The organism is Delftia sp. 60, assembly GCF_002754395.1.
Lineage (GTDB): Bacteria > Pseudomonadota > Gammaproteobacteria > Burkholderiales > Burkholderiaceae_C > Comamonas > Comamonas acidovorans.
Genome location: NZ_PEFD01000001.1, coordinates 2,457,149 through 2,477,510, shown reverse-complemented (window position 1 = coordinate 2,477,510; position 20,362 = coordinate 2,457,149). Strand labels below are relative to the sequence as shown.

The window sequence follows — 20,362 nt, the reverse complement described above, 5'->3', positions numbered from 1 at the left end:
CAGCCTGCACTCAGCGGTTGACCACGGCCTTGGGCAGGGCCAGCGTCAAGAGGCTGCCGGCCACCAGGCAGGCGGCGAACAGCAGCAGGCCTGCGCTCGACGAGTGCGTGAGATCCTTGAGCCAGCCCAGCAAATAGGTGGCCGCAAAGCCTCCCAGGTTGGCAATGGAGGCGATCAGCGCAATGCCTGCGGCCGCCGCCGGCCCCGTCAGGAACGTGGCGGGCAGGCACCAGAACACGGGAAAGGCTGCCATGATGCCCGCCGTCGCCAGAGAGAACAGCAGCACCGTGGCGAACACATGGCCGGTGTACAGCGTGCTCAGCGCCATGGCGGCCGCGCCCGCCAGTGCCGGCAGCACGATGTGCCAGCGCCGCTCGCGGCGCCGGTCGGAGCTGATGCCGTTGAGCAGCAGCGCAGCGATGGCAAAGGCATTGGGAACGGCCGTGAGCAGGCCGATCTCGGCCGTGCTCCTGACCCCGGCCTCGCGGATGATGGTGGGCAGCCAGAAGCTGATGGCATAGGTGGACATCATCAGGCTCAGGTCGATCATGCCCAGCAGCCAGACCCGGCCGCTGGACAGCGCCGCCCACAGCGAATGGTGGGACTCGGCCAGCCTGTCGCTGTCGAGGTTGGCGCGCAGCACGCCCTTGTCGCGCGGCGACAGCCATTTGGCCGACTCGATGCTGTTGGGCAGGTAGACGAAGACCAGCAGGCCCAGCACCACCGAGGGGATCGCCTCCAGGAAGAACAGCCACTGCCAGCCCGCATGGCCACGCACGCCGGCAAAGGCCGTCATGATCCAGCCCGACAGCGGCGCCCCGACCAGGCTGGCCAGCGGCAGGCCGATCAGGAACAGCGCCATGATCTTGCTGCGCATGCGCGTGGGATACCAGTAGGTCAGGTACAGCATGACGCCGGGAAAGAACCCCGCCTCGGCCACACCCAGCAGAAAGCGCAGCACATAGAACTGCATGGGCGTGCTCACGAACATGGTCGCGCCCGAGATCAGGCCCCAGGTGATCATGATCCGCGCGATCCACAGCCGCGCGCCCATGCGCGCCAGCACCAGGTTGCTGGGCACCTCGAAGAGGATGTAGCCCACGAAGAACAGGCCCGCACCCAGGCCGTAGACCGTCTCGCTGAAGCCCAGGTCCTGCTGCATCTGCAGCTTCGCCAGCCCCACGTTGATGCGGTCCAGATAGGCGGCCAGGTAGCACAGGCAGAAGAAGGGCACGAGCCGCCACGTCACGCGCCCGTACAGCTGCCGCCGCTCCTTCTCCTGCTCCCGCAAATGGACCCCCTGCCCCTGCATACCGCCAATGCCTGCATTGCTGTGAACTGACATTTCAGCTCCTTGCTGTGTTGACCATTGCCACCGTTCATGGCCCTGCGTCGCCGCGTTGGCGCACTGCAGCCGGATCCGGCGGAAACATCTGTCTGCAGTGGAAATTTCAAGTGCCTACGCTCAATGCTACGCACGATAGTAAAAAACAAATCAAGTAGTTTCCCGATAGTCATCATCCATCAATGCGCACAAAAATCCCTGCACGCAAAGGAAACAAGGGGCATCAACTCACGCAATGCCTTGGTGCTCCTTTGTAGTGAACCCGACTCAATTCAAGTGCATACGCTTCAAAACCCCGAATCTGCGGAACGAAATCCGTGATCAGAACCGAGGAGACAACCCATGCCCAGACTGCAATCAAGGACAGGACACGCCATTGCCCTGGCCGCCCCGGCACTTGCCCTGCTCCATGCCATCGTCCCGCTGCCGGCGGGTGCGCAGGTCACGCTGCAGGGTCAGATCGATGCCTTCGCGGGGTTCTCGCGCCCGCTGGGCGCGGACAAGGGCACGGGCGTGCTCACGCCAGGCGGCATGCAGACGAATTTCTGGGCCTTGCGCGGAACGGAGGACCTGGGTTCTGGATTGAAGGCCGTGTTTGCACTGGAGGCCTTCTACCGCGCGGACAGCGGCGCCGAAGGGCGTTTTGCCAATGACGCCTTCTTTGCGCGCAGCGCCTATGTGGGCCTGAGCGGCGGCTGGGGCACGCTGCAACTGGGGCGCAACACCACGCCCTACTGGCTGGCCACCATCGCCTTCAACCCGTATGCAGGGTCCTTTTCGTTCTCACCCGCGGTGCTGCACAGCTTCGGGCCCAACGGCACGGCCGCCGCGCCGCTGCGGGGCGACTCGGGCTGGAGCGACAGCCTGCTCTACACCAGCCCGTCCTGGGGCGGATTCACGGCACGGCTGCAGTATTCGTTCGAGCCGCCGGCCGGCACGCCCGCATCCCAGCGCCGCGATGCGGACAAGTACGGCGCCAGCCTCAGCTATGCGGGCGGCGCATTCGCCGCCGCCCTCGCCTACCAGAGCGTGGCCTATCCCAATGCCGCCACCACCGCTACCGCCACCAGCTTTGACCGCCAGAGCGCCTGGCTGCTGGGCGGCTCCTACGATCTGGGCATGGTCAAGCTGTTCGCCCAGTACCAGCGGCTGGCCGACACCGTGGCCGGCGCGGACCGCCGCAGGAACAGCGGCCAGTTCGGCCTGTCCATTCCCGCAGGCCCGGGCGCCGTGCTGGCCTCATATGGCCATGCGCGCACCTCGGGCGCCGAAGACGCCAGGCGCAACACCTGGGCCGTGGGCTATGACTATCCCCTGTCCAAGCGCACGGACATCTACCTCAACAGCCTGCACGACCGCATCACGGGCACGGGCGCCGGCAGCGGCCAGACCTGGGGCCTGGGCCTGCGCCACTATTTCTGAGCCCTGGGCTGGGGCTGGGCCGGTGGCTGCTGCACCACGCGCAACACCGTCTCCACCATGTGGTCGCCCCAGCGCTGCAGCTCGGCCTGCTGCAGCAGCTCCTTGTCGAAGAAGGCGCTCAGCGTGTGGCGATTGGAGAGGTAGAAGTAGCCCAGTCCCATGACCGTGATGTAGAGATCGTCGATGTGCACATCGGGACGGAACAGGCCCTGGGCCATTCCCGATTCCACGGCCTTGCGCAGCAGCGTGATGGCGTTGGGAAAGAAGTCGCGTATGCCCGAGGCCTTCTTCAGGTGCTTGCCCTTGAGCAGGTTTTCGGTGTTGAGCAGGAAGATCAGTTCCGGGTGCTCCTGGTAGTAGCGCCACATGAAGCGCACCACGGCCTCCAGCGCCGCGCGCGGATCGTCGAAGTCCACCAGCAGCTTCGCCTCGGCCTCCACCAGCTTGCGGTAGGCGTTCTCCAGCACGGCGGCGAACAGCTTGTCCTTGCTGCCGTAGTGGTAGTAGAGAAGGCTCTCGTAGCACTTGGCCTGCTTGCCGATGCGCTGCACGCTGGCGCCGTCGTAGCCACTTCTGGCGAACTCGATCTCGGCCGCCAGCAAGATGGCCTCCTTGGTCGTCTTGCCGGTCTTGGCAGTCCGCTTGCGCCCCGCAGACGCCTTGGCAGGGGCCTTGGAAGGTGCCGACTTCGCAGCGGCTTTCCTGGCGGGCGCAGCCTTGCGCTTCGGGGTGGCGGGAACTTCCTCGGGATCAGTGGTCATGGGCACGGCGTCAGGTGAAGGGGGCGTTGCGTCGGCCATTCTAGGGAAAAACGCCATATTGAAATTGAGTGTTCACTCAAACAAAATTGAGTGAACACTCAACAAGGAGAGGCCCCATGGAAACCTATGTACTCGATACCTGGTACCCGCTGACCTGGTCGCGCAACGTGGGCCGCCAGCTGTCGGCGCACCGCATCGTCGAACGTGACGTGGTGCTCTACCGCACCGAGGCCGGCGCCGTCGTGGCCATGGAGGACGCCTGCCCCCACCGCCTGCTGCCGCTGTCCATGGGCAAGCTCAAGGGCGATGCCATCGAATGCGGCTACCACGGCCTGACCTTCGACTGCAGCGGCCGCTGCACGCGCGTGCCGGGCCAGGACATGATCCCGGGCAACGCCGTGGTGACCACCTATCCGGTCAAGGAGAACATGGGCCTGGTCTGGATCTGGATGGGCGATCCCTCGCGCGCCGACAGCGTGCCGGTGTTCGACCTGCCCCAGTACCACGACCCGGCGTGGAGCGCCGTCGAAGGCGATGCGCTGCGCATCCAGGCCAACTACCTGAACCTGGCCGACAACCTCTGCGATCCGGCCCATGTGAGCTTCGTGCACCTGAGCACGCTGGGCAACGCGGCCAGCGAGGACATCCCCGTGCACCACGAGGAGCTGGACGGCCGCATCGTCACCTGGCGCTGGATCATCGATGCGCCGGCCATTCCGCTGTTCGCCAAGTACGGCAATTTCAGCGGCAACGTGGACCGCTGGCACTACTACCACTACCACGCGCCCAGCATCGCCATCATCGACTTCGGCAGTGCCGCCACGGGCACGGGCGCCCCCGAGGGCCGGCGCGACAACTGCATGCAGATCTATGCCTGCCACTTCATGACGCCCGTGGACCGGAACACCTCCATCGACCACTGGCTGCACGTCAAGAACTTCACGGCCGATGCCGACACCAATGCGGCCCTCTCTGCCGACTTCCGCGTCGCCTTCGCCGAGGACAAGGCCATCCTCGAAGCCATAGAGCGCAACGAAAAGCGCTTTGCCACGCGCAAGACCATCAAGATCGCCATCGATGCGGCCCCCCGGCGCATGCGCCGCATGGTGGACCGCATGATCGAGGGCGCGCCCACGGGCGGCTGAGGAGCGGGCCATGCACGACGACACCCACCCGACCCTCCCGCCGATCGGCTGCAACGGCCGTGGCGTGCAGCGCTCCTCGCGCCACCAGCCCATCGGCCTTCAGGAGCTGCCCATACGCGAGCAGTTCCGCCTGGTCAGTGAAACCGGCGCCTTCGACTGCTTCGACCGCCTGCCTCTGCGCACGCAAATGGCCGAGTACGAGGCCGCCATCGCCGAGTTCAACCTGCCCGTGCACACGGCCAGCTGGTTCTACCGCCTGGGCGAGGACGAGGCCCTGCTGGCCCACAACCTGCGCATCTGCCAGGCCATAGGCGCGCGCTGCCACAACATCATGACCTTCAAGCACCACCGCGACGGCCATGTGCTGGACGATGCCGAGATCACCGACCACTACCTGCGCGTCTACGACGACGCCATGTCTCTGGGCGTGGAGCCCAGCTTCGAGCTGCACGTCAACATGTGGACCGAGGATTTCCTGCGCGTACGCGAGGTGGCCCGGCGCGTGCAGGCGCATGGCGTGCCCTTCCACTTCACGCTGGACTACAGCCATGTGAACTTCAAGATCGGCAACCCGGCCGAGCAGGAACTGTCGGGCGTGCGCGAACTGGTCGAGAGCGGCGAACTGGTGCTGGACCCCTTCGAGCCCGGCTCCCTGTGCGAACAATGGCTGGACATGGGCATCGTGCGCTGGGCCCAGCTGCGCGCAGCCGGCCCCAACCAGCCCCTGAACCTGTGGCACCGCAACGAGGACGGCAGCCCGGGCCGGGGCATTCAGTACCCCATGCTGCGGCCCGGCCCCGGCGAATGGCATTCGCCCTGGCACGCCTATCTGCTGGAGCCCTCCAAAGAGGCCATCCGCAAGGTGCTGGCCTACCACCACGCGCACCCGCACAGCCCGCTGCGCCACCTCACCACCGAATTCATCAACCTGCCCGACTACGGCCTGGGCGCACGCTATGACCTGCTGGCGCAGAACGTGGCGGCCGCACGCTTCATGCGGCAAGCCTGGGACGAGATCTGCGCCCGCCCCGCAGTCCAGGCCTCGTGCAAAGGTGCATCATGACCCCCGCACAACACGCCCAAGGCCACGCCGTCATCATCGGCGCCGGGCATGCCGGCGGCACCCTGGCCGCCCTGCTGCGCCAGTACGGCCACCTGGGTCCCATCACCCTGGTCGGCGGCGAAGACCTGCCGCCCTACCAGCGCCCGCCGCTGTCCAAGGCCTGGCTGCAGCAGGCCATGGGCCCGGACGATCTGCTGCTGCGGCCCGCCAGCGCCTATGCCGACCAGGCCATTGCCCTGCGCCTGGGCGTGCGCGCCATGGCCATAGAGCCGGGCTCGCGGCAGGTAGCGCTGAACGACGGGTCGGCACTGCACTACGACCACCTGGTCATTGCCACAGGCGCCGCACCGCGCTGGCTGACCCTGCCCGGGGGTGAGCGGCCCGGCGTGACCTACCTGCGCACCATGGAAGACGCGCAGGCGCTGCGGGGCCACCTGCAGACCGCCCGCTGCCTGGCCATCATCGGCGGCGGCTATGTGGGTCTCGAAGTCGCGTCCACGGCCCGCAAGCTGGGGGTGCAGGTCCGGGTCATCGAGCGCGAAGGCAGGCTGCTGTCGCGCAGCGCCTCGCCCCAGTTGGCCGCACATCTGCACGGCCTGCATGCAGGCCAGGGCGTGGAGGTGCATTTCAACGCTTCGGTCACCGCCATCCAGGGCGACAGCCCCACCGGCATCACGGGCCTGAGGATGGCCGATGGCTCCCGCCTGGAGTGCGATGCCGTGCTCATCGGCGTGGGTGCAGCGCCCAGCGTGGAGCTGGCGCAGTCCCTCGGCCTGGACTGCGCGGGCGGCATTGCCGTGGACGGCGAAGGCCGTACCGCCATGGCCGGCATCTACGCCATAGGCGATGCCACGCGCCGCCCGCTGGCCGGCTATCCCGGGCTGCACCGGCTCGAAAGCGTGCCCAGCGCGCTCGAACAGGCCCGGCGCGCAGCCTGCGCCATCACGGGCCGCGCACTGCCCGCCCATGAAGCGCCCTGGTTCTGGTCCGATCAGTACGACACCAAGCTGCAGATCGCCGGCCTGCCCGGCCATGGCGACCAGACCGTGCTGCGCGGCGACCCGGCCAGCGGCAGGTTCGCCGTCCTGCACCTGCGCAGCGGCCAGCTGTGCGCCGCCGAATGCGTGAACTCACCGGGCGAATTCATGGCAGCGCGCAAGGCCATCGCCGCCACGCACTGCGCCGACCCCGGTTTCCCGCCCCGCCCCCCCAAAGCCCCACCCACGCCATGACCACCATCACCTTCATAGAACACAGCGGCCGCGAGCACGTGGTGCAGGCCACGGACGGCCAGAGCCTCATGCGCGCCGCCGTCTCCAACGGCGTGCCGGGCATCGATGCCGAGTGCGGCGGCGCCTGTGCCTGCGCCACCTGCCATGTCTACATACAACCGGAGTGGCTGGACCGCGTGGGCCCGGCCCAGGGCGGCGAAAGGGAGATGCTGGACTTCGCCCTCGACGTGCGCGGCGACTCGCGGCTGGCCTGCCAGATCACGGTCTCGCCACAGCTGAATGGGCTGGTGGTGGGCATGCCGGTGGCGCAGAGCTGACGCGGCATCCGGCCGGCCCCAGGCTCACTTCCGCTTCCGCTTCCTCTTCCCAAGACGATTTCAGCGCGACGCCAGGCCGTTCCCCACCGCCCGCAAACACTCCACCAGCAACCGCGTCGTCGCCGTCATCGGCTGACCGCGCAGGGTGATCAGACCCACGGCCGGCAGGTCGATGGGCACGGGCAGGTCCAGCACGGCGACCAGCCCCTGCTGCGCGAAATGCTGCGCCACGCCGCACGCCATGAAGGCCACGGCGCCGCGCTGGTGCAGGAAGCTGATCTGCGACAGGAATGAGGCGGACTCCACCAGATCGGCCGGCGGATGCAGGCCGTGGGCGAAGAACTGCTGCTCCAGCTTCACGCGCAGCGATGCCCAGGGCGGGGGCATGACGCAGGGCATGTCGGCCAGCGCCTGCCAGCTCGCAGCCTGCGCCAGCAGCGCATGGCCGGGGCGCACGACGGCGACCATGGGCTCGTCGTACAGGGCTTCGGTCTCCAGGTCGGGCGAGGCATAGCCGGGTTCGAGCCGGCCCACGAACAGGTCCAGCTCGCCCATGCGCAGCTTGGGCAGCAGCCGCGTGAGATCGCCCTCCTCGACCAGCACCGTGGTCTGGGCCGATCGCGCCTTCAACTGCTCGACGGCCCGGGCCAGCAGCACGGGCGTGGCCACGACCATGGCGCCCACGCTGGTGCGCCCGCGTGTGCCGCTGGCCTCGGCCGCCATTTCATCGCGCGTGCGTTCGAAGCCCGCCAGCACCGAGCGCGCAAAGCGCACCATGCTGACGCCGGCCGCCGTGGGCTCGGTGCCGCGCGTGGAGCGCTCGAACAGCGTCATGTCCAGCATGCGCTCTATCTCGGCCAGGGTCTTGGAGACGGCGGGCTGGGTCACGGCCAGGAACTCGGCGGCACGGCCCAGGTGGCGGAACTGGTCCAGCGCCACCAGCAGCTGCAGGTGGCGCAGCTTGAGGTTGGAGCGCAGCACGCGGTCTATCTTGCTCATGGGGTCTTCATAGCTTTGAGGTTATGAAGCCAGTCTATCTTTTCATTGGATTGTCATGATCAGGCGCTGAACAATCGCGCCAGTCAGCCCAAGGCCCGGATCACAGGGCTGCAAAAAGCCAATACAGGAGACAAGCGATGAACACCCCACGCACACGCCATGCAAGCCGGCGCGAATTCGTGCTCGCCACGCTCGGCGCCAGCGCACTGGCCGCCACCGGACCTCTTTTCGCCCAGAACTGGCCCGAACGCCCCATCACCTTCATCTGCCCCTGGCCTGCGGGCGGCACGGCCGACCAGTCCATGCGCGCGCTGTGCACCGTGGCCGGCAAGCTGCTGGGCCAGCCGATCGCGGTGGAGAACCGCGCGGGCGCCTCGGGAATGATCGGCGCCAAGGCACTGGCCTCGGCCAGGGCGGACGGCTACACCATCGGCCAGATTCCCATCTCGGTCACGCGCTTTTCGCAACTGGGCAGCCTGCAGGCCGATCCGCGCAAGGACTACACCTACATCGCGCGTACCTCGGGCCAGACCTTCGGCATTGCCGTGCCCGCCAATTCGCCGTTCAAGACGCTCAAGGACTTCGTGGCCGCCGCCAAGGCCAGGCCCGGCCAGGTGACCTATGCCCATGCAGGCGTGGGCGGTGCCACGCATGTGGGCATGGAGGAATTTGCGGGCGTGGCCGGCATACAGCTCAACCATGTGCCCTACAAGGGCGGCGCCGAGGCACTGCAGGGCGTGCTGGGCGGCCATGTGGATGCGCTGGCCGACTCCAGCTCCTGGGCTCCCCATGTGGAGGCCGGCAAGCTGCGCCTGCTGGCGACCTGGGGCGAGCAGCGCACGGCGCGCTTCAAGGACGTGCCCACGCTGCGCGAATGCGGCTACGACGTGGTGGTCGATGCGCCCAACGGCATTGGCGCGCCGCGTGGCCTGGACCCGGCCGTGGCGACCAGGCTGCGCGAGGCCTTCCGCGCCGCCGTGGCCAGCCCCGAGTTCAAGTCCGTGGCCGAGAAGCTGGATGCGCCGCTGCTGTACCTGGACGGCCCGGACTACGAGAAGTACGTGAACACGGTCTACCAGAAGGAGACCGTGCTCATCGACAAGCTCAAGCTGCGCGAATTGATGAAGGGCTGACAGCCCGCGAACCCACACCGATGAAAGCCCCGCATGTCCCGCACCGATAGCCCCCTGCTGCACCTGCATCCCAACGACAACGTGCTGGTCGCCAAGACCGCTCTGTCGCTGGGCCAGGATATTCCCGAACTGGGCGTGCGCGCCCGCGCCCAGGTGCCCGCGGGCCACAAGATCGCCGCGCGCCGCATCGCAGAGGGCGAGCAGGTGAAGAAGTACGACACCGTGATCGGCGTGGCCATGCGCGAACTGGAGGCCGGCGACTATGTGCACAGCCACAACCTGCGCATCGTGGACTACTACCGCGACCCGGCCTTCGGCGCCGATGTGCGGCCCGTGGACTATGTGCCCGAGGCGCAGCGCGCCAGCTTCCAGGGCTTTGTGCGCGCGGGCGGCGGCGTGGGCACGCGCAATTTCATCGGCATCCTGTCGTCGGTGAACTGTTCGGCCACGGTGATCAAGCGCATTGCCGCGCATTTCACGGCCGAGCGCATGGCGGCCTTCCCCAACGTGGACGGCGTGGTGGCGTTTGCCCAGACCAGCGGCTGCGGCATGTCCTCGCCCAGCGAGCATTTCGATGTGCTGCGCCGCACGCTGGCCGGCTATGCGCGCCACCCGAACCTGGCCGGCGTGCTCATCGTGGGCCTGGGCTGCGAGCGCAACCAGGTCGATGCCCTGGTGCAGTCGCAGGGCCTGAGCGAAGGCCGGCTCATGCGCACCCTGGTGATGCAGGAGGTCGGCGGCACGCGCGTGACCATCGAGGCAGGCATCCGCGCCATCGAAGAGATGCTGCCCGAAGCCGACGCCGCGCGGCGCAGCACGGTCAGTGCCAGCCACCTGAAGATCGGGCTGGAGTGCGGCGGCTCGGACGGGTTTTCGGGCATCACGGCCAACCCGGCCCTGGGCGCGGCCATGGACATCCTGGTGCGCCACGGCGGCACGGCCATCCTGTCGGAAACGCCCGAGATCCATGGCGTGGAATTCATGCTCACGCGCCGCGCCATCACGCCTGCCGTGGGGCAGAAGCTGCTGGACCGCCTAGCCTGGTGGGAGCGCTACGCGGCCGGCCAGAACGCGCAGTTCAACGGCGTGGTCGGCCACGGCAACCAGGCAGGCGGCCTGGCCAACATCTTCGAGAAATCGCTGGGCTCGGCCATGAAGGGCGGCACCACGCCGCTGCGCGCCGTCTACGAATACGCCGAGCCCATCACCGAGCCGGGCTTCGTCTTCATGGATTCGCCGGGCTACGACCCCGTGGCCTCCACGGGCCAGATTGCCAGCGGCGCGCACCTGATCTGCTTCACCACGGGGCGCGGCTCCATGTTCGGCAGCAAGCCTGCGCCCACCATCAAGCTGGCCAGCAACACGCCCATGTACCGGCGCCTGGAGGAAGACATGGACATCAACTGCGGCCTGATCGTGGACGGCGAATGCGGCGTGCCCGAGATGGGGCAGCGCATCTTCGCGCAGATCCTGCGCCACGCCAGCGGCGAGCCCACCAAGAGCGAGGCCCTGGGCCTGGGCGACCATGAGTTCGTGCCCTGGCACCTGGGCATCGTGAGCTGAGCCGCCTCTTACAACACCTGCATCCACCGATTCCATGCCACTGACCCTGACCCGCCCCGAGCTGCTGCGCAGCGCCAACTTCATCGCCGGCCAATGGACGACCGCGACGGCCACGCCCGCCGCACCCGCCCGCGCCTGGCCGTGACCGACCCCGCCACGGGCGCACTGATCACCGAGGTGCCCGACTCCGGCGCCGCCGAGGCCCACGCCGCGCTGGACGCCGCGCATGCCGCCTTCCCCGCCTGGCGCAGGACGCCCGCCAAACAGCGCGCCGCCATCATCAAGCGCTGGAACGACCTGGTGCTGGCCCACCAGGACGACCTGGGCCGCCTCATCAGCCGCGAGCAGGGCAAGCCCCTGGCCGAGGGCAAGGGCGAGGTCGCCTATGCGGCCAGCTACATCGAATGGTTCGCCGAAGAGGCCACGCGCATGAACGGCGAGATCATTCCCGCACCCGTGCCGGGCCGGCGCATGTTTGCGCTGCGCGAGCCCGTGGGCGTGGTGGCCGCCATCACGCCCTGGAACTTTCCGGCCGCCATGATCGCCCGCAAGATCGCGCCCGCGCTGGCCGCCGGCTGCACCGTGGTCTGCAAGCCCGCGGAAGACACGCCGCTGACCTCGCTGGCCCTGGTGCTGCTGGCCCAGGAGGCGGGCGTGCCTGCGGGCGTGCTCAACATCGTCACGGCCTCGCGCGAGAAGACGCCCGAGGTGGTGGATGTCTGGCTGGACGATGCGCGCGTGCGCAAGATCACCTTCACGGGCTCCACGCCCGTGGGCAAGCATCTGGCGCGGCGCAGCGCCGACACGCTCAAGAAGCTCTCGCTGGAGCTGGGCGGCAATGCGCCCTTCATCGTCTTCGAGGACGCCGACATCGAGGCCGCCGTCGATGGCTTCATGGCCGCCAAGTTCCGCAATGGCGGCCAGACCTGCGTGTGCCCCAACCGCGTCTTCGTGCACCGCAGCGTGCACGACACGTTCGCACAGAAGCTGGCCGCGCGCGTGGCCGCGCTGCACGTGGGCCCGGCCAGCGACCCGGCCTCGCAGATCGGCCCCATGATCAATGCGCGCGCCGTGGAAAAGATCGAGCGCCATGTGCAGGACGCCGTGGCGCGCGGCGCCAGGGTGCTCACGGGCGGCAGGCGCCTGGATGCCCTGGGCGCCAACTACTACGCGCCCACCGTGCTCACGGGCGCCGATGCATCCATGGCCTGCGCCTGCGAGGAAACCTTCGGCCCCGTGGCGCCGCTCACCGTCTTCGACAGCGAGGACGAGGTCATCGCCGCCGCCAACGACACGCCCTTCGGCCTGGCCGCCTACTTCTACAGCAACGACGCACGCCGCATCTGGCGCATGGCCGATGCATTGGAGACCGGCATCGTAGGCATCAACGAAGGCGCACTGGCCGCCGAGGCAGCGCCCTTCGGCGGCGTCAAGGAATCCGGCTACGGCCGCGAGGGCTCCACCCACGGCCTGGACGACTACCTGCACACCAAGTACGTCTGCCAGGGCCTGCTGGACTGAATCTTTCCCTCAACGAAATCACCGGACACCATGCCAGCCCACAACCCCTTCAAGACCGCCCTGGCCGCAGGCCAGCCCCGCATCGGCCTGTGGCTGTCCATGGCCGACCCCTACCTGGCCGAGGCGGCCGCCACCTGCGGCTATGACTGGCTGCTGATCGACGGCGAGCACGCGCCCAACGACGTGCGCAGCACCCTGGCCGCGCTGCAGGCCGTGGCCCCGCACCCGGCCCAGGCCGTGGTGCGCGTGGTCGAAGGCAGCACGGCCCTGATCAAGCAGATGCTGGACATAGGCGCCACCACCTTGCTCGTGCCCATGGTGGACACGGCCGAACAGGCGCGCGCCGTGGTGGCCGCCACGCGCTACCCGCCACTGGGCGTGCGCGGCGTGGGCAGCGCCGTGGGCCGCGCATCGCAGTGGAGCGCACGCGCCGACTACCTGCAGGTGGCCGACGACGAGGTCTGCCTGCTGGTGCAGGCCGAGACCGTGGCCGCGCTGCACAACCTTGAAGCCATCTGCGCGGTGGACGGCGTGCACGGCGTCTTCATCGGCCCCGCCGACCTGGCCGCCTCCATGGGCCACCGCGGCAACCCCGGCCACCCCGAAGTGCAGGCCGCCATCGAGGGCGCCATGAAGACCATCATCGCCAGCGGCAAGGCGGCCGGCACCCTGACCTCGGACCCCGCCCTGGCCCGCCGCTACCTGGATCTGGGCTGCAGCTTCGTGGCCGTGGGCGTGGATGTGCTGCTGTTTGCGAATGCGGCGCGCAGGCTGCGGGGGCAGTTCGATGATTCGCCGTTGGCCGCGCCTGCACAGCAGGCAGCTGCCGCCTATTGAATCAGCCAGCCACCAGCCAGGCCAGCAGCCCCGCCGCCGCTGCAGCGGCCGCCACACGCCGCGCGAACTGCGGCGCATAGGTCAGCAGCAGGCCCAGGGCCAGCGCGGCAAAGGTCAGCAGGCCCAGCCAGGCGGCCACGGCCACCGAGGCATTCCAGCGCAGCAGGCAAGGCGCCAGCGACACGGCCAGCAGCGCGTAGCCAGCCAGCCGCCAGGCCTTCAGGCGCGCGGGTGCCAGGCCTTCGGTGCCCAGCTGGTCCTGGTGCCGGTCCATGGAAGCGGCGATGACGGCAAAGCCTGCAAAGGCCAGGCAAAGGGTGGCAAGAATCATCATGACGCGCGCTCCAGCGTGGGGGCATGGCTGGCGGCCCGGGCTTGCGTGCGGGGCACTGCAGCCGCTGCCGGCTTGCCGCGCAGCAGCCACCAGACCACCACGCCGTGGATGGCGGCCAGGCCCAGCATCAGCAGCTCGAAGCTGGCGATGCTCCACTGCCCGTTGGCCAGGGTCTGCACCAGCGAAGCGCCGCCCGTCAGCAGGTTGAGCAGGGGCAGCAGCGCATACAGCACGGCGGCCAGCGCCATCTGCTGCAGCCAGGCATTGCGGTGCGAGACCAGCAGCGGATGCAGCAGGCACAGCAGCCAGATCAGGAAGAAGCCGTTGATTTCCCAGTCGGCACGCCCCTGCATGGGCACGGGCAGCAGGCGGTTGAGCCAGAAGAAGCCGGCCACGGCCACCGACAGGCCCGCGATGGAGCCCACGTTGAGCACCTCCACCAGACGGTGACCGAAGGGCGTACGGCCCAGCTTGCGGCGCTCGGGCATGCGCTTGACCACCCACAGCACCATGCCCGACGCGGCCATGAAGGTGCCGACCACGCCGCTGAGCAGCAGCAGCCAGCGCGTGGCGGGCTCTGCAAAGCGGCCCAGGTGCACGCCGGTGATCACGTTGCCGGTGGCGCGCACCCAGGAGATGGCGGGCGCCTCGGGGCTGGCCTGCAACTGGCCGGTCACGCCGTCGAAGCGCAGGGTCTCGGACTGGCCCCGGTTGATGAGGCTCATGCCGCCACCTTCGCGCAGTTCGACCACCGCGCGCGAGGTGCCGGGCGCGTTGACGGTGATGCTGCCCACGCCGTGCTCGGGCCAGCGGCGCGCGCCCTCGGCCATCATGGGCGCGATATCGGCCAGCGCGGCAGCCTGGCGCTCCTGTTTGCCACCGCGCGCGCCCGGGCCCTGGTTGGCCGCCTGCCCGCGCGCACCGCGCACATCGGCGAAGTAGGCATTGGTGTCGCCGTTGTAGGCCGCCTGTATGCCCCAGGGCATGAGCATGAACATCAGCAGCACCAGGCCGCTGAAGGTGATGACGATGTGAAACGGCAATGCCAGCACGGCCGTGGCGTTGTGCGCGTCCAGCCAGGAGCGCTGGCCCTTGCGCGGGCGGAAGGTGAAGAAGTCCGTGAAGATCTTCTTGTGCGTGATCACGCCCGTGATGATGGCCACGAACATCAGCATGGTGGCGAAGCCCACGATCCAGCGGCCCCAGATGCGCGGCATGGCGTGCAGCTCGAAGTGGAAGCGGTAGAAGAAGTTGCCGGCGCGTGTCTCGCGCGGCTCCAGCTTCTCGCCCGTGGCGGCGTCGATCTCGGCGCGCTTGGTGCCTGCGCGGCCCGTGGCGGCGCCGGGCTCTCGCCAGGATGCGGCCACCGCCACCTGGCGCGGGCCGGGCAGGCTCAGCGTCCAGGTCGTGGCCTCCGGCGCGATGCGCTGCATGGCGTCCAGTGCGCGCTGCGCGGTGTCGGCGTCCTGCACCGAGCCGTGCAGCTCCGGCCGCATCCAGTCGTTGATCTCGTCGCGGAAATAGCTCAGGGTGCCCGTGAAGAACACCGCGTAGAGCAGCCAGCCCAGCAGCAGGCCGCTCCAGGTGTGCAGCCAGGACATGGACTGGCGCAGTCCCTCGGGTTTGCCGTCTGCCCTCATGCGGCGGCTCCGTTCGACAGCATCCAGGCCAGAAGTCCCAGGCCCGCGCCCGGCAGGCCGATCACGGCCCAGGCGCGCCAGGCGCTGGCGCAGCCAAAGGCCCACATGGCCGCCACGGCGTAGATGATGAAGGCCAGCAGGGTCGAGCCCAGCGCCGCATCGGCCCGTTCCACGCCCAGCCAGACCATGGCGCGCGCGCCCGTGGCGGCGCAGGCGGCCGACAGCAGATAGCCGCCGCCGATCGCCGCCAAGGCGCGCGAGGCCACGGCCACGCGGTAGCGCAGCAAGGATGGAGAGGACCCTCCCGGGGTCGAGGCTTGCATGGGGATGACCTTTCTTGCGGATCGTTGCCCGTTCCGGACGCCGCGGCCGCAGCGCAGGCCCGGACGGACAAAGGCGCCACAACAGTTCAAGGTCTGTGCGGCGCCGGGCGTTGGCCGCGCGCCTGAAGCACGCCGCCTTTCAAAGAGCGGGAATGATAATGATTTTTATTACCCGAGTCATTTAAAGAAATGCAAAGCCGGCCTCCTGCCACCGGCCCCGACCATCTCCCTGGCGCCTTTTTCCCTATCGCGTCCGCCCCGCCAGCCAGCGCCCGCCGAACTGGTTGATCACCATGCCCGCCAGCACGGCCAGCGTGCCCATCCACTGCATGAAGGTAGGCCGCTCGCCCAGCAGCAGCATGGCCGAGACCAGGCCCACCACGGGCACCATCAGAGACAGCGGCGCCACCGTGCCGGCCGCATAGCGCTGCAGCAGGCGCGTCCACAGGCCATAGCCCAGCAGCGTGGCCAGCAGCGCCAGGTACAGGATGGAGGCCACGGCGGTCAGGTCGATCCCCGCCAGTTGCTGCACGACCGTATCCGCGCCATCGGTCCAGACAGCCAGGGCCATCAGCGGCGCGATGGGGAAGATGCTGCTCCAGACGATGAAGGGGAAAGGCTCGTAGGGGCCGCTGCGCGCCGCATAGCGCGTGATCATGTTGGACACGGCCCACATGCAGGCTGCGCCCACGGTCAGCAAAAAGCCGGCCAGCGTCATGGCGTTGTCGCCTTCGCCATGGGCGCTGCCAATGGCAACCAGCCCACCCAGCGACACCACCAGGCCCAGCCAATGCCACAGGCGCGCGGGCTCGCCCAGCAGGAAGGCGGCCAGCAGCAGCGTGACGAAGGCCTGCGTCTGCAGCACCACCGAGGCCATGCCGGCCGGCATGCCCAGCTTCAGGCCCAGGAACAGCATGCCGAACTGGCCCACGCCCTGCACCAGACCATAGGCGGCCAGATAGCGCCAGCCCACCGACTTGGGCGGGCGCACGAACAGCAAAAAGGGCAGCGACGCCACCACGAAGCGCAGCGCGCTCAGCAGCATGGGCGACAGCGTCAGCAGGCCGAACTTCATGGCCACGAAGTTGGTGCCCCAGATCAGGATGACCAGCAGCGCACGCGCCCAGTCGCCACGGCTCAGGTGCTGCGCGGTCATGCCCTGCCCTCGGTGCAGCGGGGCCTGCAATGGTCAGGGACAGCGGCCGGCAGCACCGGCAAGGAACAGGAAGAAGGCATGGCGGGCAATGGGCAAAAAGAAAAGGGGCGGATCACATCCGCCCCCGGCGTTTGTACCACCGCAGCCCGTGCGCTGCCGGGCGGCCGTGGCTCGGCCCTGCGTTTCAGTCCGCCGCGTAGTCGATGGGGTCGTGGGCATGCTGGCGCCCCAGCGCGCCGGCCATGGCCAGCATGAAGGCCAGGCCGCGCCGCACATCGGGCTCGCGCGCCATGCGCATCAGGCCGATCAGGGTGGGCGTTTCCTCCATGGCCTGCACCTGGGCCGCCGCCATGCGCGCGGCATTGCCCGCGGCCCAGGCCCCGCCCACGCCATCCTCGAAGGCCTTGGCGACCTTCTCGACCATGTAGTCGTCTGCCATGTCCACCAGGTCCGCCGTGGCCGACAGCAGATCGACCACGCGGTTCAGGCGCCGGCCCGCCAGCAGCGGCTCCAGCTTGCCCATCAGTTCGGCCAGCCCCTGCAGCGCGGCGTCGTCCTGCAGCAGGCCGCCAGCGGCGGGCTGCGCCACAGGAATGTCGGAAGCGATGTTCATCTCGGTGCTCCTTGTCTTCGTGCTTGGAATGACAATGCAAAGGCCCTGGCCTCAGACCAGGGCGCGGGCCACGGCCCAGTACATGCCGCGGTTGAAGCCCTTGCGCATCATCGAGCCGACCTTGGTCGGCGGCGTGGGCTTGACGTCGACCTGGTAGTCGTACCAAAGCGGCATGCCGCCGTCCAGGCCCATCTGGGCGATGGCCACCACGCGCCCGTCGTAGGCATCGCTGGTGCGGCCGAAGCGGATCTGCGAGGCGATGTTGTTCACCACCACGGGCGACTGGTTGTGGCAGGCGCCGCCGGCCTTGCTCACCGGCAGGTCCACCGTATCGCCCAGCACATAGACATGGCTCTGGCCCAGCACCTGCATGGTCTCGTGGTCGGTGGGCAGCCAGCCTTCGCCGTCCTGCGCCTGCGACAGGCCGCAGTCGCGCACGGCCTGCACGGCGCGTATGGGCGGCGTGGCCATGAGGATGTCGAAGTCCTCGGCCTGGCCCTCCTCCGAGTGGGCCACCTTGGCCTCGGGGTCCACGCGCGCCAGCGTGAAGCCGCGCTGGTGGCGAATGCCGCGCTGCTCGAACACCGTGGGCAGGATCTCGCAGGTGTCCTTCTGCAGGAACAGGCAGTTGCGCAGCAGCTGCGAGACCGTGGGATAGGTGTAGACGATCTCCACCTTGTCGCGCACGCCGCGCCGGCGCAGCAGGTCGTCCAGCATCAGCGTGGTCTCTATGGGCGCGATGCCGCACTGGTGCGGCACATTGGGCGTCTTGGGAAAGGTCACGGTGACGAAGATGCGGCCCTTTTCTATGCGCGCCAGCTTGTCGGCCAGCTGCCGCGCGGGCGCGTGCTGGTAGAAGTGGTCGCCGGCCTCGGCCAGGCCTTCGATGCGCTCGGGCGAGGGCACGCAGCCCGTGGAGATCACCAGGTGGTCGTAGCCGAAGCGCTTGCCGCTCTTGCAGTGCACGGCCTGCAGCGCGAAGTCGAAACGCTCCACCTCTTCCACCTGGAAGTCGATCTCGGGCCGCAGCAGGCCGCGCTGCCTGCGCCGCAACTCGTCGCGGAAGAAGGCATTGAAGGCCACGTACATGAAGGCCGGCTTGTAGTAATGCCAGGGCGAGTTCGACAGCATGGTGATGCGCACCTTGCCCGTGACCACCTCCGGATACAGCTTGCTGACCAGGTGGTTGGCGGTCATGGTGCCGCCAATGCCCCCTCCGATGATCAATATGTGATGCGCCATCCCTGCTACTCCTTGTGCTTTCGCCTCAGTGGAACAACCGCTGGCGCCGCACGGCGCCAGCGCCGGAAAATGCGCCGCTCAGTCAGGCTTGAGCGATCGCCACACCCCGTCCCAGAGCGCGTCGAACAGGGGCTCTATGGGCGTGTCGATGATGCCGTCCAGCCGCAGGCAGATCATGCGGATCGCGCTGCCGTACATCAGGCTGGCCGCCACCATGGGCTCCATCTGGCGGATCTCGCCATCGGTCATGCCGGCGAACACGAAGCCGCGCATGCGCACGAAGGCCGAGGCCGAGCAGATGGCCTGCTCGTCGGGCAGAAACTCGCGGTGGCGCGCATTGACCACGAAGCCCATGGCCTCGGGCTCGGCCTCGGCCAGCCCGAACAGCATGCGCAGCACCTCGCGGCAGCGCTGGGCGCTGCCCGCGTGCCGCTCCTCGATATCGTCGAGCAGCACATTCATGCGCGCCAGCAAATGCCGGTACAGCTCGCGCGCAATGCCTTCCTTGTCGGCAAAGTGGTTGTAGAAGAAACCGATGGACACGCCGGCCTCGGCGCACAGGTCCTGTATCGAGGTATTGAAGAAGCCCCGCTCCACGAACAGCCTGAGCGCCACGCGCAGCGTCTGCACATGGCGCGATCCCGCGTGCGGGAAGAAGGTCCAGGCCTCGTCTTGCATGGGAACCGATAGTAGAACGAATCTTCATTCTATTTTCACAAGCACTTGCAAACCGCACCAGGGTTTTCCAGAAAAAGACGGTACCCAGTGCATCAGCCGCAATGCCTGGCCCATTCCCGGCCATTGCCCTGCGGGACCGTAGAATCCGCGCGCAGCCATTGGAGACAGAGACAAGAATGACCGGCTGCACACGAATCCGATCCAAAGGCCTTTTGCAAATGCAACTCCCCATCCACGTCATCGACGCATTCACATCGGAACGATTCAAGGGCAATCAGGCCGCCGTCATTCCCCTGGATGCATGGCTTGCCGATTACACGCTGCAGGCCATTGCCGCAGAGAACAATCTCTCGGAAACCTCGTTCCTGGTCTGGAGTGCCGAGCGCGACGCCTTCGAGATCCGCTGGTTCTCCCCGCTCACGGAGATCGCGTTCTGCGGCCATGCCACGCTGGCAAGCGCCTTCGTGCTGTTCGAGGCCGACCCGGCGCTGCGCAGCATCACGTTCTGGGCCGCTGCCGTGGGCAAGGTCACCGCCACGCAGGAGGATGGCGGACGCATCGTCATGACCTTCCCGCGCCGCGATGCCAAGCCGCTGGATGAGGTGCCGGCCGCGCTGCGCGAAGGCCTGACGCCCGCACCCACGGCCTATCTTGTGAACCAGCAGGCCTACGTGGCGGTCTACGCCGCCGAGGCCGATGTGCTGGCCGTCAAGCCGGATCTGGAACGCCTCAAATCGCTGGGCCCGCTGGACGTGGTGGTGACGGCGCCTGCGGATGCGGGCGCCTCGTATGACTTCGTCAGCCGCTACTTCTGGCCCGCCAATGGCGGCGAGGAAGATCCCGTCACCGGCTCCATCCATGCGGCGCTTGCGCCTTACTGGGCCGGCAGGCTGGGCAAGAACCGTCCGATCGGCCACCAGGCCTCGCGCCGCACGGGCACGCTGTTTTGCGAAGTGACGGATGCCAGCGTCGAGGTGGCCGGCCACTGCGCGCGTTACCTGACCGGGACGATCACCGTCTGACTGCGGGCCCGTCCCG

Annotated in this window: 19 protein-coding genes and 1 pseudogene; 10 read left to right on the top strand and 10 right to left on the bottom strand. The window is 68.2% G+C overall.

The window, feature by feature from the left end; translation table 11 throughout:
* Positions 1–10 precede the first annotated feature (10 nt).
* The gene (locus CLV01_RS11205; RefSeq protein ID WP_373681046.1) at positions 11–1,345 is read right to left on the bottom strand and encodes an MFS transporter; all 1,335 of its coding nucleotides are present in this window, start codon (positions 1,343–1,345) and stop codon (positions 11–13) included.
* Positions 1,346–1,687: 342 nt separating this feature from the next.
* On the opposite strand from CLV01_RS11205, the gene CLV01_RS11200 reads away from it, so the two are divergent.
* Complete coding sequence (locus CLV01_RS11200) at positions 1,688–2,767, top strand: porin (protein ID WP_257221262.1); 1,080 nt, start codon at positions 1,688–1,690, stop codon at positions 2,765–2,767.
* Here CLV01_RS11200 and CLV01_RS11195 read toward each other — a convergent pair.
* A complete protein-coding gene (locus tag CLV01_RS11195; RefSeq protein ID WP_180288377.1) occupies positions 2,758–3,528 on the bottom strand; it encodes a TetR/AcrR family transcriptional regulator in 771 nt (256 codons plus the stop codon). The two genes, CLV01_RS11200 and CLV01_RS11195, sit on opposite strands and share 10 nt — an antisense overlap.
* Positions 3,529–3,644: 116 nt before the next feature.
* Between CLV01_RS11195 and CLV01_RS11190 the strand changes: the two genes are divergently transcribed.
* From CLV01_RS11190 to CLV01_RS11175, 4 genes are read left to right on the top strand one after another with little or no spacing between them, the layout of a single operon-like run.
* On the top strand, positions 3,645–4,673 hold the full coding sequence (locus tag CLV01_RS11190; protein ID WP_013803490.1) for an aromatic ring-hydroxylating dioxygenase subunit alpha: 1,029 nt from the start codon (positions 3,645–3,647) through the stop codon (positions 4,671–4,673).
* A gap of 10 nt (positions 4,674–4,683) precedes the next feature.
* Positions 4,684–5,736, top strand: a complete 1,053-nt coding sequence (locus CLV01_RS11185) for a xylose isomerase (protein WP_065346485.1) — start codon at positions 4,684–4,686, stop codon at positions 5,734–5,736.
* A complete protein-coding gene (locus CLV01_RS11180) occupies positions 5,733–6,968 on the top strand; it encodes an NAD(P)/FAD-dependent oxidoreductase (RefSeq protein WP_099734283.1) in 1,236 nt (411 codons plus the stop codon). Before CLV01_RS11185 ends, CLV01_RS11180 begins: the two co-directional genes overlap by 4 nt.
* The gene (locus CLV01_RS11175) at positions 6,965–7,285 is read left to right on the top strand and encodes a 2Fe-2S iron-sulfur cluster-binding protein (RefSeq protein ID WP_034391415.1); all 321 of its coding nucleotides are present in this window, start codon (positions 6,965–6,967) and stop codon (positions 7,283–7,285) included. Before CLV01_RS11180 ends, CLV01_RS11175 begins: the two co-directional genes overlap by 4 nt.
* A gap of 60 nt (positions 7,286–7,345) precedes the next feature.
* On the opposite strand, the gene CLV01_RS11170 is transcribed toward CLV01_RS11175, so the two are convergent.
* The gene (locus CLV01_RS11170) at positions 7,346–8,284 is read right to left on the bottom strand and encodes a LysR substrate-binding domain-containing protein (protein ID WP_099734284.1); all 939 of its coding nucleotides are present in this window, start codon (positions 8,282–8,284) and stop codon (positions 7,346–7,348) included.
* 137 nt (positions 8,285–8,421) lie between these two features.
* On the opposite strand from CLV01_RS11170, the gene CLV01_RS11165 reads away from it, so the two are divergent.
* From CLV01_RS11165 to hpaI, 4 genes and pseudogenes are all read left to right on the top strand, one after another.
* On the top strand, positions 8,422–9,417 hold the full coding sequence (locus tag CLV01_RS11165) for a Bug family tripartite tricarboxylate transporter substrate binding protein (RefSeq protein ID WP_013803495.1): 996 nt from the start codon (positions 8,422–8,424) through the stop codon (positions 9,415–9,417).
* Between the two features lie 33 nt (positions 9,418–9,450).
* A complete protein-coding gene (locus CLV01_RS11160) occupies positions 9,451–10,980 on the top strand; it encodes a UxaA family hydrolase (protein WP_099734285.1) in 1,530 nt (509 codons plus the stop codon).
* A 34-nt stretch (positions 10,981–11,014) separates the two neighbouring features.
* A pseudogene (locus CLV01_RS11155) lies at positions 11,015–12,501 on the top strand (NAD-dependent succinate-semialdehyde dehydrogenase).
* Positions 12,502–12,531: 30 nt separating this feature from the next.
* Positions 12,532–13,338: a 4-hydroxy-2-oxoheptanedioate aldolase gene (gene hpaI / locus CLV01_RS11150; RefSeq protein ID WP_099734287.1), complete on the top strand. Its 807-nt coding sequence runs from the start codon at positions 12,532–12,534 to the stop codon at positions 13,336–13,338.
* A 1-nt stretch (position 13,339) separates the two neighbouring features.
* Here the strand turns inward: hpaI and CLV01_RS11145 are convergent, their stop codons facing one another.
* From CLV01_RS11145 to CLV01_RS11115, 7 genes are all read right to left on the bottom strand, one after another.
* A complete protein-coding gene (locus CLV01_RS11145) occupies positions 13,340–13,672 on the bottom strand; it encodes a DUF3325 domain-containing protein (protein WP_096915665.1) in 333 nt (110 codons plus the stop codon).
* On the bottom strand, positions 13,669–15,312 hold the full coding sequence (locus tag CLV01_RS11140) for a PepSY-associated TM helix domain-containing protein (protein ID WP_099734288.1): 1,644 nt from the start codon (positions 15,310–15,312) through the stop codon (positions 13,669–13,671). The genes CLV01_RS11145 and CLV01_RS11140 overlap by 4 nt, the downstream gene beginning before the upstream one ends.
* Positions 15,309–15,635 (bottom strand): DUF3649 domain-containing protein, encoded by a 327-nt coding sequence (locus CLV01_RS11135; RefSeq protein ID WP_012204261.1) that lies wholly within the window; start codon positions 15,633–15,635, stop codon positions 15,309–15,311. The genes CLV01_RS11140 and CLV01_RS11135 overlap by 4 nt, the downstream gene beginning before the upstream one ends.
* Positions 15,636–15,879: 244 nt before the next feature.
* A complete protein-coding gene (locus tag CLV01_RS11130) occupies positions 15,880–16,791 on the bottom strand; it encodes an EamA family transporter (protein ID WP_074923149.1) in 912 nt (303 codons plus the stop codon).
* Positions 16,792–16,975: 184 nt separating this feature from the next.
* A complete protein-coding gene (locus CLV01_RS11125; RefSeq protein ID WP_012204259.1) occupies positions 16,976–17,404 on the bottom strand; it encodes a DUF1641 domain-containing protein in 429 nt (142 codons plus the stop codon).
* 51 nt (positions 17,405–17,455) lie between these two features.
* Positions 17,456–18,646, bottom strand: coding sequence for an NAD(P)/FAD-dependent oxidoreductase (locus tag CLV01_RS11120; protein WP_013803503.1), 1,191 nt, complete (start codon positions 18,644–18,646; stop codon positions 17,456–17,458).
* Between the two features lie 78 nt (positions 18,647–18,724).
* Entirely contained in the window at positions 18,725–19,324 is a 600-nt protein-coding gene (locus CLV01_RS11115; protein ID WP_012204257.1) for a TetR/AcrR family transcriptional regulator, read from the bottom strand.
* 218 nt (positions 19,325–19,542) lie between these two features.
* On the opposite strand from CLV01_RS11115, the gene CLV01_RS11110 reads away from it, so the two are divergent.
* The gene (locus CLV01_RS11110) at positions 19,543–20,346 is read left to right on the top strand and encodes a PhzF family phenazine biosynthesis protein (protein ID WP_099734289.1); all 804 of its coding nucleotides are present in this window, start codon (positions 19,543–19,545) and stop codon (positions 20,344–20,346) included.
* Positions 20,347–20,362 lie beyond the last annotated feature (16 nt).